The following is a 13,827-nucleotide window of genomic DNA, read 5'->3' on the forward strand; positions in this document are numbered from 1 at the left end:
TTCGGCGGCCAGGGCCTCGAGGGTGGCCGGCGGGGTCGCCAGGTCCTCGCTGCCGCCGAAGAGATGCACCCTGACGCCCTTCCCGGAGAGCTTCCCCGTGAAGGTGTCACGTCCCAGCATCTCGCAGAGCGTGGCGTAGGAGTCGTCGTCGCCGCGGCCCATCTGGGTGCACCAGCCCGCCTTCAGGGCCGGCTCGGCCTCGAAGCAGGCGGGGGCGAACCAGCGCGGCACGATCTCCTCGGACATCGCCGCCAAGCCTTCCTGGCGCACGCGGTCGGCGCGTGTGCTCCACAGCTCGGCGTTGCCGATCACCGCCCCGGTGTTGGTCAGGATGGCGGTCAGCAGCCGCTCACCATGCTCGCTGACCAGCTGCTGGCCCACCACGCCGCCGATGGAGGTGCCGGCGAAGTGGAAGCGGCTGGCGCCGGCGTGGTCGGCCAGTGCCAGGGCTTCGCCTGCCAGGTCGGCCGGGGTGATTGCCCCCTCGCCCCAGGCCTGGCTCGCGCCGTGGCCGGGCAGGTCCCAGGTCAGCACGCGGTAGCGCGGCAGCAACGTCGGCAGCACGTCGTCCCACACCGCCTGGTTCATGCCCAGCGGGTGGGCCAGCACCACCAGGGGGTTGGCCTCGGCGCCGAGCAGGCGATAGGCCACGCTGCGGCCGTTGATGTTCAGAAATGCCATGAAAGTCTCTCCTGACGCCTAACGTCAAAATTCAATGTCTTCCCCATCGACGGCGGTCCTCAGTGGCCCCCGACATGGACCCGATGGCGAGTCGTCAGACAGCCTTGAGCCCCAGGATCTGGCGAGCCTGTTGCCAGGTGGCCACCGGGCGCTCGTACTTCTCGCAAAGCGCCGCCACCCGCTCGACCAGGGCGGCATTGGAGGGGGCCAGATTCTCCTTGTCCCAGCGGACGTTGTCCTCGAGGCCGGTGCGCGTGTGGCCTCCGGCGGCGATCGACCACTCGTTGAGCACCAGCTGGTTGGCGCCGACACCGGCCCCGCACCACTGGGAACCCGGTGCCAGTCGCTCGAGAGTCTCGATGTAGAAGTCGAAGGTCGGCTTGTCGGCCGGCATGGCGTTCTTCACGCCCATCACGAACTGAACGTACAGCGGTGCCTTGATCTTGCCCTGCTTCATCAGGTTCACCGCCTGATGAATATGTGACAGGTCAAAGGCCTCGATCTCGGGCTTGATGTCATAGGTCAGCATCTCGGCGGCGAGCCAATCCACCAGGTCGGGGGAGTTCTCGTAGACGCGCGTGGGGAAGTTGTTGGACCCCACCGACAGGCTGGCCATGTCGGGCTTCAGCGGTAGCATGCCGCCGCGCTCACGCTCGGCACCGGAGCGGCCGCCGGTGGAGAGCTGGACGATCATGCCCGGACAGTGCTTGCGCAGTCCCTCGAGCAGACGGGCGAACTTCTCGGGATCCGAGGTCGGGGTCTGGTCGTCGTTGCGGACATGGCAGTGCGCAATGGTCGCCCCGGCCTCGAAGGCCGCCTGGGTGCTCTCGATCTGTTCCTCGATGGTGACCGGTACCGCCGGGTTGTTCTCTTTGCGTGGCAGGCTGCCGGTGATGGCAACGCAGATAATACAGGGATTCGACATGGGAACCTCGCGTTATGCCTGAGAGCTCGTGTGGAGGGTATGCAGGAGCCTCGAGGGTGATGCCGTGGACGCCTAGGCCCGTTCGATCAGGGTGGCGATGCCCTGCCCCACGCCCACGCACATGGTGCACAGGGCGTAGCGCTTGCCGCTCTTGTGCAGCTCATGGGCGGCGGTCAGCAACAGGCGTGCGCCGGACATGCCCAGCGGGTGTCCCAGGGCGATAGCGCCGCCGTTGGGGTTGACCCGAGGGTCGTCATCCTCGAGGCCGAGGTCGCGCATGCAGGCGAGCGCCTGGGCGGCGAAGGCCTCGTTGAGTTCGATGACGTCGATCTCGTCGAGCGACACCCCAGTGCGCGCGAGCAGCCTGTTCACCGCGGGCACCGGGCCATAACCCATGATCCGCGGCTCGACGCCGGCGGTGGCCATGCCGAGGATCTTCGCCATGGGTGTCAGGCCGTGTTTCTCCACCGCGGCGGCGCTTGCCACCAGCATGGCGGCGGCGCCGTCGTTGACGCCCGAGGCATTGCCGGCGGTGACGCTGCCGCCCTCGCGGAAGGGCGTGGGCAGGCCGGCGAGCTTCTCGAGCGTGGTCTCGCGCAGGTGCTCGTCCTGGTCGAAGACCAGCGGCGCCAGCTTGCGGCGCGGGATCTCGATGGCGGTGATCTCGAGGGCGAAGCGGCCGGCCTGCTGGGCGGCGGCGGCCTTCTGCTGGGAGCGCAGGGCGAAGGCGTCCTGGTCCTCGCGGGAAATCTTGAACTGTTCGGCCACGTTCTCGGCGGTCTCGGGCATGGAGTCCACGCCGTAGGCCTTCTTCATCAACGGGTTGATGAAGCGCCAGCCGATGGTGGTGTCCTCGATCGTCTGGCCGCGTGAGAAGGCGCTGTCGGCCTTGCCCATCACGTAGGGCGCACGGGACATGGACTCCACGCCGCCGGCCAGGGCCAGCTCCATCTCGCCGGCCTTGATGGCACGGAAGGCGGTGCCCACCGCGTCCATCCCGGAGCCGCACAGGCGGTTCAGCGTGGTGCCGGGCACGGAGGTCGGCAGGCCGGCGAGCAGCAGCGACATGCGCGCCACGCTGCGGTTGTCCTCGCCGGCCTGATTGGCGCAGCCCATGAAGACATCGTCGATGGCAGCCGGGTCGAGCCCTGGGGCCTCGGCCAGCACCGCCTTGAAGATGCTGGCGGCGAGATCGTCGGGGCGCACGCTGGAAAGGGTGCCGCCGAAGCGGCCCACGGCGCTGCGCCGCGGATGACAGAGGAATACGTCGCTCATGGGAGGGTCTCCTGTTACTCGCCGGCGTGCTGGCGTTCGGTTCTGTCCTTCAGCTCGCGCAGGATCTCGAGCTCATGTGCGGAGGGCTCGGGGGTGCTCTCGAGCTCTCCGGCGAAGCGGATCTCCCAGCCGGTGGCCTCGATCACGTCCTCGCGGCTCACGCCCGGATGCAGGGAGACCACCGTGAGCTCCTTGCTCTCGGGGTCGGGCTTCATCACGCAAAGGTCGGTGATAACGCGAGTGGGCCCCTTGCCGATGTTCGGCACGCCGTCGCGGCCCTTGCCGTCGCGGCCGAAGCCCAGGGTGGTGACGAAGTCGACGTCCTTCACGAAGGCGCGCTTGGAGTGCTTCAGGGTGATGAAGACCTCGCCCGCGTTGGTGGCGATCTCAGGCGCCCCGCCGCCACCCGGCAGGCGCACCTTGGGATCATGGTAGTCGCCGATCAGGGTGGTATTGAGGTTGGCGTAACGGTCGATCTGGGCAGTGCCCAGGAAACCCACGCTGATCTTGCCGCCCTGCAGCCAGTAGCGGAACATCTCCGGCACCGCGACGGTGGTCAGGGCCGACTCGGCAAGCTCCCCGTCGCCGATGGAGAGCGGCAGCACGTCCGGCTTGGTCTGCAGGGTGCCGGACTCGTAGATCAGCACCACGTCGGGGGCGTGGGTCAGGCGCGCCAGGTTGGCGGCCTCACTGGGCAGGCCGATGCCGACGAAGCAGGTCATGCCGTTTTCCAGGGCGCGGGCGGCGGTGACGGTCATCATCTCCGAAGACGTGTACTCGAGGCTCATCAGGCGTTCCCCCCTGCGTTCATGACATTCTCGTCGATCCAGGCCGTGAAGGCGTCGCGATCCCGGGCGATGGCATCCCACTCCTTGTAGAAGCGGTTGTTGCGCGGGTAGTAGCCATGGGCATAGGAGGGCAGGGCGCCCTTCTCGGCCACGGCGATGGCATCGATGGCCCAGCCCGGGATGATGCAGGCGTTGGGGTGGTAGTCCGGCTCGGTGGTCAGGTCATCGACGATCTCCTCGACAGTGACGATGCTCTGTGTTGCCGCCAGCACGGCCTCCTTCTGCACGCCGACGATGCCCTCCACCAGCACATTGCCCTTACGGTCCGCCTTCTGGGTGTGGACGATGGAGACGTCCGGACGCACCGCCGGCACCGCGGCCAGGCGCTCGCCGGTAAAGGGGCACTCGATGAACTTGATCTGGTCATTGACGTTGGGCAGCTCGCTGCCCACATAGCCGCGCAGCACGGCCAGCGGCAGGCCGGCGGCCCCGGCCTCGAAGGCGCAGGCCATGGCGGCGTGGCTGTGCTCGAGGATCTCGATCCTGCGGGGCCAGCCCTTCTCCACGGCGTCGCGCAGGCGGTGCAGGGAGCCCACGCCGGGGTTGCCGCCCCAGGAGAAGATCACCTTCTTCGCACAGCCCGCGCCGATCAGCTGATCGTAGATCAGGTCGGGGGTCATGCGGATCAGGGTCAGGTCGCGCTTCTTCTGGCGGATCACCTCGTGACCCGCGGCGAAGGGAATCAGGTGGGTAAAGCCTTCCATGGCCACGGTGGCGCCGTCCTCGACGTAGCGCGCGACCGCGTCATGCAGGCTGAGAAACTCGGCCATGATGGTTCGCCTCATGCTGTTGCGTTCGGGAGGCCACCGGCCGGGAACCGGCTGGCCCGAATGTGTTCGCAAAGTGAACATAGTTTTGCAGTGCGAACAAATTACTCCCGTCACGATCGGCCGTCAAATCCCGCCGAGCACAGACGAAAGAGGGGAGGCCTGGCCTCCCCTCGCGATCTCCCCGTGTAAGTATCGAACTTTCAGTCGATTACTTGCCCTCCAGCCAGGCGATGGCACGTTGTAACTGGGCTCGACTACTACCAAGGTATAAGGCCGGATCACTGGCCCGCTCGAGCTCGGTAGCCTCGACGCGACCCGCTACCTCTTCGTGCCCGGCCAGGACCTCGGCGTAGGGGCGGCCCGTCAGACGCGCCGTCTCGGCGGCCTCGGCGCTGATGCGCTTGGCGGCATCCTGGCCCACGACCGGGGCCAGCAGGCGCGAGACCGGCTCGGCCATGATGCCGCCGCCTGTCACCGCCAGGTTGCGCCGCATCGCCTCGGGGTGGACCTCCATGCCCTCGAGCAGCACCGCGGCCTGTTCCAGCGCGCCTTCAAGCAGCAGGGCACTATCGAGCAGCGGCGCCCACTCGGCGTGCCACTCCCCCAGACCCCGCTCCAGAGGCTGGGCCGCGGCATTGAGGACCACCGAGGCATGGCCATGCACCTGGCGGGCGGCACCGCGGATCAGCGCGCAGCGTACCGGATTGCGCTTGTGCGGCATCGACGAGGACTCCCCCATGCCGGGTGCCACCGGTTCGGCCACCTCGCCGAGCTCGGTCTGGGTCAGCAGCGATACGTCCAGGGCCAGCTTCTCGGCGGCGCCGGCGGCGGCATCCAGCCCCGTGGCCAGGGCATGGATCGGCTGGCGATCGGTGTGCCACGGCAGCACGGCCGTGGCGAGGCCCAGCCGCTCGGCCAGGGCATCCATGAACGCAAGGCCCAGCTCGTCCCGGCCCGGCCCTTCCAAGCCAGAGTGCACCGCCACGGCACCGCCGAACTGCACCGGCAGCTCCAACCCGGCCAGGCGACGACGCGCCTGCTCCAGGCCGATGGCCCAGTGGGCCACCTTGACGCCAAAGGTGATCGGCAGCGCCTGCTGCATCAGGGTGCGGCCCACCATCACGGTCTCGCCATGGCGCTGCATCAGGCTGAGGGCCGCGGTGCGACAGCGCACCAGCAGGGCATCGAGGGACGTCAGTCGAGGCAGCAGCAGCAGCATCAGGGCCGTGTCGACCACGTCCTGGCTGGTGGCGCCCTGATGCCAGTAGCGCTTGAGCGCCTCCGGCAAGGCCGCGCGCCCCTGCTTGACGAAGGGGATGGCCGCATTGCCGCCGCTGGCGATGCCGGCGGCGATCGCCTCCAGATCGAAGTCATGCGCCTCGAGGGTCTTGCGCATGGCCTGGCTGGCGCCCTCGGGGACCGCCCCGCGGGCCTCCTGGACCTCCGCGAGGGCCAGCTCGAAGGACAGCATGGCGTCGACCATGGCCCGGGCATTGCACTCGGCCAGCGCCTGCTGGCTCATGAAGGGGTGCTGGATCAGGGCGGCAGGCATGGCGGTCTCTCCGGTGGTGGCGTGGGGTGTCGACCAGGGGGTTCCCCTATGGTCGCACACATGTTCGCATTTCGAACAAATATGCTAGATTAGACCAAGGTTCTCCGGCAACACGACCAAGGATAACGACGGATGGAAACGTCTCTGCAGGACGAGGCCCTCAGCCCCGACGATCGTGACTTCGTGACCGCACTGGCCAGTGGCCTCGAGGTCATCCTGGCCTTCGACGAGGCCCACCCGCGCATGACCCTCAGCGAGGTGGCGGCGCGCACCGGCATGAACCGTGCCCGGGCGCGACGCTTCCTGCTGACCCTGCATGCGCTGGGCTATGTCCGCAAGCAGCAGCGCCACTTCGAGCTGGCCCCCAAGGTGCTGAACCTCGGCTATGCGTTCCTCTCCGCCAACAACTACCGCAGCGTGATCCAGCAGATTCTCGAGGACATCACCAACGAGTGTGGCGAGTCCTCGTCGCTGGGCGTGCTGGACGGCGACGACGTCACCTATGTGGCGCGCTCCTCGTCGCGCCACCGCCTGATGGCCATCACCCTCTCGGTGGGCACGCGCCTGCCGGCGGCCCACACCTCCATGGGGCGGGTGCTGCTGGCCCAGCTGCCGGATGCCGAGCTCGACGCCTTCCTGGCGCGGGTGGTCCTCGAGCCGCATACCGACAAGACCATCACCGACAAGGCCGAGCTCAAACGCTGCATCCTCGAGGTGCGCCAGCAGGGCTACGCCATCGCCGACCAGGAGCTTGACTCCGGCTTGCGCTCGGTGGCCGTGCCGGCCTTCGATGCCAACGGCCGGCTGCTCGGTGCGATCAACATCAGCACCAATGCCGCCCGAGTCGACTTCGACACCCTGCTGCGCCAGTACCTGCCGCTGCTGCAGGAGAAGGCCCGACAGATCCGCGCCAGCGTCAGCTGATCCACCTGCCACCCCAAGGACGGCGAAGTGCTAGAGATACTGGCGATCACGCTGCCGATCTTCCTGCTGATCGGCGCCGGCTTCACCGCGGCTCGCACCGGCCTGCTGAGTCGCGACAACATGCAGGGCGTGGGCACCTTCGTCATGTACCTGGCCCTGCCCTCGCTGATCATCCGCGCCCTGACCGAGTACCCGTTGGCGGAAGTCTTCAACCCGACCTACCTGCTGGCCTACGGGCTGGGCTCGCTGGTGGCCTTCCTGCTGGGGCTGGCGCTGTCGGTGGGACTGCGTGGCAAGCGCCTGGATGCCGGTGCCATCCACGCCCTCGGCATGTCGGCTTCCAACAGCGGCTTCATCGGCTACCCGGTCGCCCTGATGGCGATCGGCCCGCCGGCAGCCATCTTCATGGCGCTGAACATGGTGGTGGAGACGCTGATCATCATCCCCACGGCACTGATACTGGCCGAGGCCAGCCGACAGAACGGCAACGGCGTCGGGCAGGTGGCCCGCCAGACCCTCGCTCGCCTGACACGCAACCCGGTACTGGTCGGGCTGTTGATCGGCATCCTCCTCGCCCTGACCGGGCTGAGCCTGCCGGGCCCCCTGGCCCGCGCCGTCAGCATGCTGGCCGACGCGGCGGGCCCCGCGGCCCTGTTCACCATCGGCGGCATGCTGCATGGCCTCAAGGTGCGAGGCATGGCCATGGATGTCGGTCAGGTGGTACTGGGCAAGCTGCTGCTGCACCCCCTGGTTGTGCTGGGCGTCTTCCTGCTGCTGCCCGACCCGGACCCGATGCTGATCGCCGGCGCCATGCTGTTCGCCTGCGCACCGATGATCAGCGTCTACCCACTGTTCGGCAAGCAGTACGGTCAGGGCGACACCAGTGCCGCAGGGCTGATGGTCAGCACGCTCGCCTCCTTCGTGACGATCAGCCTGGTGATCTGGCTACTGACGCAGTTCGGCCTGCTGCCGGTCTGAACGCCGGCAGTCAGGAGTCTGCCCCCTCGCCGGCGGCCATCACCGCCTCCAGGGCGCTGACATAGCCGCGGCTCCCCAGGCCCGCGATCACCCCGTCGGCGCGCAACGAAACATAGGAGTGGTGACGGAAGCTCTCCCTCTTGTGCACGTTGGAGAGGTGCACCTCGATCACCTTGCCGTCGAAGGCATTGAGCGCATCCAGGATCGCGACGGAGGTGTGGGTATAGGCCGCCGGGTTGATGATGATCGCCGCGGTGCCATCCAGGCGAGCCGCCTGGATGAGATCGATGAGCTCGCCCTCGTGGTTGCTCTGCCGGCAGGTGATCTCCCAGCTCCCCAGCACTGCCTGCTCGTAGAGGGCGTTGTTGATGTCCTCCAGGGTCTCATGCCCATAGATCTCGGGCTGCCGGGTGCCCAGCAGGTTGAGGTTGGGGCCGTGGAGTACCAGTACCTTGCGCTGACTCATCCGGCAGTCTCCCTTGATCGTTTGTCCGTGGGGTTAAAGAGATCAGCCAGCAAATGTCCCTGGCAGCCCGGCAATTGTCAGTGCCTCCCTCCTGTGTTGCAAGGCAGAGTCCATCCTCTCGGCGGACTGACTGCAGATGACCCAGACCCTCGGAAAAATCCAATCTGGTCAGATTGGCCCTGGAGACAGCTGTCATTGCCAGCCGGGCCTGCAGAGAATACGGATCAACAAGGAAACACGACGCATCGTTCACGCAAAAGCACGCGTGCCAGCATTCCTTGTCGACCCAGGCTCCATGCGCCCAGACAAAAGGCCATCACATCAGCGGTGGCATGGAGAGACCCACAACAAGACCCCGAGGTGACACCATGGACAAGACCCGTCTTGAAGGAAAGAACTGCCTGATTACCGGTGCCGCGCGTGGCATGGGTGCCGCCGTTGCCGAACACTATGCCGAACAGGGCGCCAATGTGTGTGTGGCCGACCTTAACCTGGAAGGATGCGAGGAGGTCGTGGCGCGTATCCAGGAAAAGGGTGGAAAGGCCATCGCCGTGAAGCTCAACGTGACCGAGCGTGACCAGGTGCAGGCCGCCATCAAGGCCACCGTCGATGCCTTCGGCAGCCTCAACGTCATGGTCAACAATGCCGGCATCAACAAGCCGCTGATGTTTCTCGACATCACCGAGGAAAACTGGCACCAGATCATGGACGTCAATGCCCTGGGTTGCCTGATTGGCATGCAGGAAGCTGGCAAGCAGATGATCGCACAGGGCAAGGAGAACGGTCCCTACAAGATCATCAATGTTGGCTCCATTCTCTCGCGTCAGGCCTTCGACGATGTGGTGCCCTATGCCTGCAGCAAGCATGCCGTGCTGGCGATGATCAACGGCGGCGCCAAGGCGCTGGTCGACCACAACATCACCGTCAACGGCTATGGACCCGGTGTCGTGCGTACCGAGCTGTGGGAGCAGCTCGACAAGGACCTGGTCAGCATCGGCAAGTTCGACAAGCAGGGCCAATCCATGGACGAGCTCGCCGAGAAGATGATCCTGATGAAGCGCTACTCCTACCCGGAAGATGTGGTCGGCACGGCCTCCTTCCTGGCCAGCCCCGAGTCGGACTACATGACCGGCCAGCTGCTGATGATCGACGGCGGCATGATCATGCAGTGACGCCACCGGCAACCCGGCCGATGAATCAGTAATACCCTTTTTCTCGCATCACCCGATCGGCCCTGTCCTGCGCCAGGAACAGGGCCTTCTTGATAGAGCGGCGTCCGTCCAGCACTTCGAAGATCTCGTGCCCGGCAATGCTGATCAGGTCCGTGATGCCCGGCACCGGGGGGCGCGGCCAGGCCTGCAGGATGCCCTTCCTGGCCATGTCATCCACGATATCGATCAGCGGAGACAGCGCCGAGACCTCCGGGTCATGGCTGACGCTGAAGCGCGGGGTCACCAGGCTGCCGTTGAGGATGTAGAGCTTGGACATGTTGGCCGAGGTGAGGTGGCGAAGTGCCGTCCAGACACTCTCGACCCGTTCCTCCGAGAGGTTGGCCGGAATGGCGAGGGCATAGCCTCCAATCGGGGTGATCGGACGGCCATGGTTACCGACGGGGTGGGGAAGATACCCGGTATTCCCCCAGGCCGGCGAGTCCTTGTTGAGCTCGAAAAGGGGAGCCAGCAGCGTGTAATTGTAGGCCATGCAGGCCTCGCCGGCGGCATAGGACTTGGCTCGCTCGTACCATGCCATATTGAGGATATTGGGCGGCGAGTATTTCAGGATATCGAGCATGTACTCACAGGCACGGTAGGCCGCATCCGACTGGAACATCGGCCGCAGCTCCTCCCCGACGGTCTGCTGAAAATCATAGCCACCCTCGCGGCGGCGAAGGTTGATGATCGGCTGGCCGAACTTGGCCATCAGGAAACTGAAGGTGTGGCCCAGCGGCGTGCCTCGCGCGGCATTCCAGGCGATGCCATACCGCCCTCTGGCGGGATCATGCAACCGACTTGCCACCTTGACCAGTTCCTCGGTCGTCGTCGGGGGCTCGAGTTGTGCCTGCTCGAATATGTCCTTCCGGTAACAGAGTAGCTCCGGGGTGGTCTGCAGGGGAATACCGTACTGCTTACCAGCATAACGGGAACTCTGGATGGCGACGGAATGGAAATCGGACAGGTCGTAGTCATCCCGCTCGATCAGCGAATCGAGTGGCATCAGTATCTCCTTCGACGCCAGCTCACCGAACCAAGGGAGGTCACAGGCGACGAGGTCGTAGCGAGACTTCGTGCGGCCGGCATTGGCCAGGATCGCCTCGCGCAGGTCGTCGATCGACCTGGCAGAGTTGTGGATCTCGAGGCCGAAGATCGATTCCAGCTGCTGCTTGAGGTTATGCATCGCCATGAAGGTCGGATCGGCGTGGATGAGTCCACGCAGCCCGCCCTTCAATTCGAGCCGTGCCGACAGCACCGCCGGCGGTGAGATCACGCGATCCGTCGCGTCCGCGGCGAGGAAGATCACGCGGCCGGTGTCCGACGTCGGATCCACGCCAAACAGGGGGCCCAGGAGGTCCTTGATCCGATGTGCATAGGCCTCCCACTCGTCGATCATCATGGCCGAGGGGTGCAGCGAGACGGTCTTCCCCGACTTCGTCCTGGGGCGCGACAGGATCAGCCCGCGCTTGATGATGCTCTCGATCCCGCGCTTGGCGGTGCCGTAGGAGAGCCCGGAGGCATCCGCGAGCGAGGTGGGCGTCGTCAGTCGGCCGGCCAGGTGGTTGCGCATGAGATGGAGCATCATGCGCATCTCCCGGTAGCCGTGGCTCAGGGAGAGGGAATACTCGGTCTCCTCCTCGAGCTTCTCGATGAAGTCGATGAAGCGCGAGAGTTCCGTATTGGAGAGCTTCGGCCTCGGCGTCTGGGACAGCGTGTCGTAGGGCCCCTCAGGATGGCTCTCGTCGGGGAGGTCGCTCATGTTCGCCTCGGGGCAAGGAGAAGATAGTGCACCAAGATAGCGCCGCCTCACGCCTGACAGCAAACGCGACGCCAACGCGGCTATCCCCAGCCGTCGGCGATCAGCCGAACGCCCAGCACGATCAGCAAGCTCAGGATGACCCGGAAGAAGAGCTCACCACTCAGCCACTTCTGTATGACCAGCCCGAGGCGCACCCCCAGCCAAGCCACGGGGATCAGCAGCAGCGCGATGATGAGGTTCTCGATGTTCAGCAGGCCAAGCATGCCGTAGGGCACCAGCTTGACCAGGTTGGTGGCGGCCAGAAAGACCACGGCGGTGCCCAGGAACTGCTCCTTGGAGAGCCGGCACTGCAGCAGGTAGAAGTTGAGCGGTGGCCCTCCGGCATGGGCGATAAAACTGGTGAAGCCGGCAATGCCGCCACTCAGTCCACCGATCCAGCCAGGCATCACGCGACCTCTGAAGGGCTTGAACAATCCCCACAGGCCGAACAGGATCGAGAATACCCCCAACAGCACCTTCAGCAGGCCCTCATCGAAGAGGCCATAGGTGAGGTAGCCGACCGCCACGCCCAGCACCGCCGGGGGAAACATCAGCCACAGCAGTGATCCCACTCGGTGGCGCCACCAGGCCCGCAGGCTGAAGACATCCATGACGATCAGCAGCGGCAGCATGACGGCCACGGCAAAGGTCGGGCTGACCTTCAGCGAGATCAGCGGCACCGCCACGACTCCGACGCCCCCGGCGAATCCCGACTTGGAGATGCCGGTGAGCAGTACCGCCACGATCATCAGGACAATGAACTGCCAGTCATACACCATATGACGCCTCGTGTTTCCCGAAAGGGAATGAAAAAGGGCCGTGCTAACACGGCCCAAATCATAGGAACCTGCAGTGTCCAGTTCCCGCTTCGGCTGACCGAAGCGGCAGCCTTTCAGCCCTGTCAGAGGACCTGGCAGACCTCGTCGAACTCGAACCGATCCTGGCGCGGGAAGAGTGCCGAGGCATCGCCGTAGCCCAGATTGCAGAGGAAGTTGCTCTTCACCTGGCCATCGGGGAAGAACTCCTCATCCACGGCCGCGTTGTTGAAGCCGGACATCGGCCCGGCATTCAGCCCCAATGCGCGGGCGGCAAGAATGAAGTAGCCACCCTGAATGGAGCTGTTGCGAAAGGCCGTGGAATTGATGAAGTCGGTCTTGCCCTCGAACAGCGACTTGGCATCCTTGTTGTGGGAGAACATGCGCGGCAGATGCTCGTAGAATTTCGTATCGTAGCCCAGCACGGCCACCACCGGCGCCTTCATGGTCTTCTCCTGGTTACCGGGAAGCAGGGCCGGCTTGAGCCTTTCCTTGGCCTCCTGGCTCTTCAGGAACAGCACGCGAAGGGGCTGGCAGTTCATGGAGGTCGGGCCGAAGTGCATCACCTGATAGAGTTCGCGAAGTGTGTCCTCGCTCACCTCCCGGTCCTGCCAGACGTTGTGCGTCCGGGCGCCGGTGAACAGGGTCTCGATGGCATTCTGATCGATAGCGGTCATGTCATATACCTTCTGTGGAACAATGATTTACTGCGTCTAGACTCTCAACTTGCCTTCAAGCCGAAGTCGTAATTCAGATAGCGATAGGACGATGGCATGGAACGGCCATCAGGCGCCTCGCCGGTTGGCATCTGACGGTAGTCCCTGACCAGGGAATCCTTGACGCCAAAGACGGCATCGGAATCCAGGTAGGGATCATCCTCGGCAAACACCTGGGTCACGAGGGTTTCATACCCATCGGCCATCAACATGAAATGCACATGGGCCGGCCGATAGGGGTGGCGTCCGGTCACCTCGAGCATCTTGCCCACGGGGCCGTCGGTGGGGATCGGATAGGGCGCCGGTGTCACGGTCCAGAAGGCATAGCGCCCCTGGTCGTCGGTGGTGAACCGGGCCCGCAACGAGGCACCGTCGAGCTCCTTCTGGACGTCATAGAAGCCTTCGCTGTCGGACTGCCAGACGTCGATGACGACATTGGCCAGCGGCTCACCGCGTTCATCGTGGACTCGCCCTTCGACGTACAGCGGCTCGCCCTCGACGTTCCAGTCGATCGAGGCGCCCTGATCCGCCTGCGGCGGATCGGCGACGTAGAAGGGGCCAAGCACCGTGCTCTCCGACACCATCGGGTCCGAGGTCTGGTGGTTGAGAGCGTCAACCAGCATGGTCACACCCAGGGTATCGGAGAGCAGGATGAATTCCTGGCGCTGGTCGTCGCACTTCTGACCGGTGCGCGTCAGGAAGTCGATGGCCTGAGTCCACTCCTGTTCGGTGGGTTCCACCTCGCGCAGGAAGGCGTGCAAGTGGGTCACCAGGCTGTTCAGAATCGTCTTCAGTCGCTCATCCCGACACCCGGAGAATTCCTCGATCACGGCGTCCGTGATGTTCTCTGCATTCAGGTTTCTCATCT

14 protein-coding genes are annotated in these 13,827 nt (G+C 65.2%); 3 read left to right on the forward strand and 11 right to left on the reverse strand.

The genetic code is table 11. The features are described 5' to 3' along the window. From RI841_RS00730 to RI841_RS00755, 6 genes are all read right to left on the reverse strand, one after another. Positions 1-681: alpha/beta fold hydrolase (locus RI841_RS00730; RefSeq protein WP_310703605.1), on the reverse strand; the 681-nt coding region annotated here is incomplete at its 3' end. Between the two features lie 94 nt (positions 682-775). Continuing rightward, entirely contained in the window at positions 776-1,606 is an 831-nt protein-coding gene (locus RI841_RS00735; protein WP_310703606.1) for a 3-keto-5-aminohexanoate cleavage protein, read from the reverse strand. 72 nt (positions 1,607-1,678) lie between these two features. Then, positions 1,679-2,881 carry a 3-oxoadipyl-CoA thiolase gene (pcaF, locus tag RI841_RS00740; RefSeq protein ID WP_310703607.1) on the reverse strand — a complete coding sequence of 401 codons (1,203 nt, stop codon included), beginning with the start codon at positions 2,879-2,881 and terminating at the stop codon, positions 1,679-1,681. A gap of 14 nt (positions 2,882-2,895) precedes the next feature. Further along, the gene (locus RI841_RS00745; RefSeq protein WP_310703609.1) at positions 2,896-3,669 is read right to left on the reverse strand and encodes a CoA-transferase subunit beta; all 774 of its coding nucleotides are present in this window, start codon (positions 3,667-3,669) and stop codon (positions 2,896-2,898) included. Continuing rightward, on the reverse strand, positions 3,669-4,499 hold the full coding sequence (locus RI841_RS00750; protein ID WP_310703610.1) for a CoA-transferase: 831 nt from the start codon (positions 4,497-4,499) through the stop codon (positions 3,669-3,671). The genes RI841_RS00745 and RI841_RS00750 overlap by 1 nt, the downstream gene beginning before the upstream one ends. Positions 4,500-4,707: 208 nt before the next feature. Then, entirely contained in the window at positions 4,708-6,051 is a 1,344-nt protein-coding gene (locus RI841_RS00755) for an adenylosuccinate lyase family protein (RefSeq protein WP_310703611.1), read from the reverse strand. 132 nt (positions 6,052-6,183) lie between these two features. On the opposite strand from RI841_RS00755, the gene RI841_RS00760 reads away from it, so the two are divergent. Further along, positions 6,184-6,975 carry an IclR family transcriptional regulator C-terminal domain-containing protein gene (locus RI841_RS00760; protein WP_310703613.1) on the forward strand — a complete coding sequence of 264 codons (792 nt, stop codon included), beginning with the start codon at positions 6,184-6,186 and terminating at the stop codon, positions 6,973-6,975. Between the two features lie 27 nt (positions 6,976-7,002). Further along, positions 7,003-7,953: an AEC family transporter gene (locus RI841_RS00765; RefSeq protein ID WP_310703615.1), complete on the forward strand. Its 951-nt coding sequence runs from the start codon at positions 7,003-7,005 to the stop codon at positions 7,951-7,953. A gap of 10 nt (positions 7,954-7,963) precedes the next feature. Here RI841_RS00765 and aroQ read toward each other — a convergent pair whose 3' ends face one another. Beyond that, entirely contained in the window at positions 7,964-8,419 is a 456-nt protein-coding gene (gene aroQ, locus RI841_RS00770) for a type II 3-dehydroquinate dehydratase (RefSeq protein WP_310703616.1), read from the reverse strand. A gap of 368 nt (positions 8,420-8,787) precedes the next feature. On the opposite strand from aroQ, the gene RI841_RS00775 reads away from it, so the two are divergent. Continuing rightward, positions 8,788-9,591, forward strand: a complete 804-nt coding sequence (locus RI841_RS00775) for an SDR family oxidoreductase (protein ID WP_310703617.1) — start codon at positions 8,788-8,790, stop codon at positions 9,589-9,591. Between the two features lie 25 nt (positions 9,592-9,616). Here the strand turns inward: RI841_RS00775 and RI841_RS00780 are convergent, their stop codons facing one another. The 4 genes from RI841_RS00780 to RI841_RS00795 all read right to left on the reverse strand — a co-directional run bounded on the left by RI841_RS00780 (position 9,617) and on the right by RI841_RS00795 (position 13,825). After that, positions 9,617-11,389: an extracellular solute-binding protein gene (locus RI841_RS00780; protein WP_310703618.1), complete on the reverse strand. Its 1,773-nt coding sequence runs from the start codon at positions 11,387-11,389 to the stop codon at positions 9,617-9,619. Positions 11,390-11,469: 80 nt separating this feature from the next. Then, positions 11,470-12,207, reverse strand: coding sequence for a sulfite exporter TauE/SafE family protein (locus RI841_RS00785; RefSeq protein ID WP_310703619.1), 738 nt, complete (start codon positions 12,205-12,207; stop codon positions 11,470-11,472). A gap of 122 nt (positions 12,208-12,329) precedes the next feature. Further along, positions 12,330-12,920, reverse strand: a complete 591-nt coding sequence (locus RI841_RS00790) for a malonic semialdehyde reductase (protein WP_310703620.1) — start codon at positions 12,918-12,920, stop codon at positions 12,330-12,332. A gap of 44 nt (positions 12,921-12,964) precedes the next feature. Beyond that, entirely contained in the window at positions 12,965-13,825 is an 861-nt protein-coding gene (locus RI841_RS00795; RefSeq protein ID WP_310703621.1) for an intradiol ring-cleavage dioxygenase, read from the reverse strand. Between the last annotated feature and the right edge of the window lie 2 nt (positions 13,826-13,827).

Origin of the sequence: Halomonas sp., assembly GCF_031581305.1 — a bacterium.
Lineage (GTDB): Bacteria > Pseudomonadota > Gammaproteobacteria > Pseudomonadales > Halomonadaceae > Halomonas.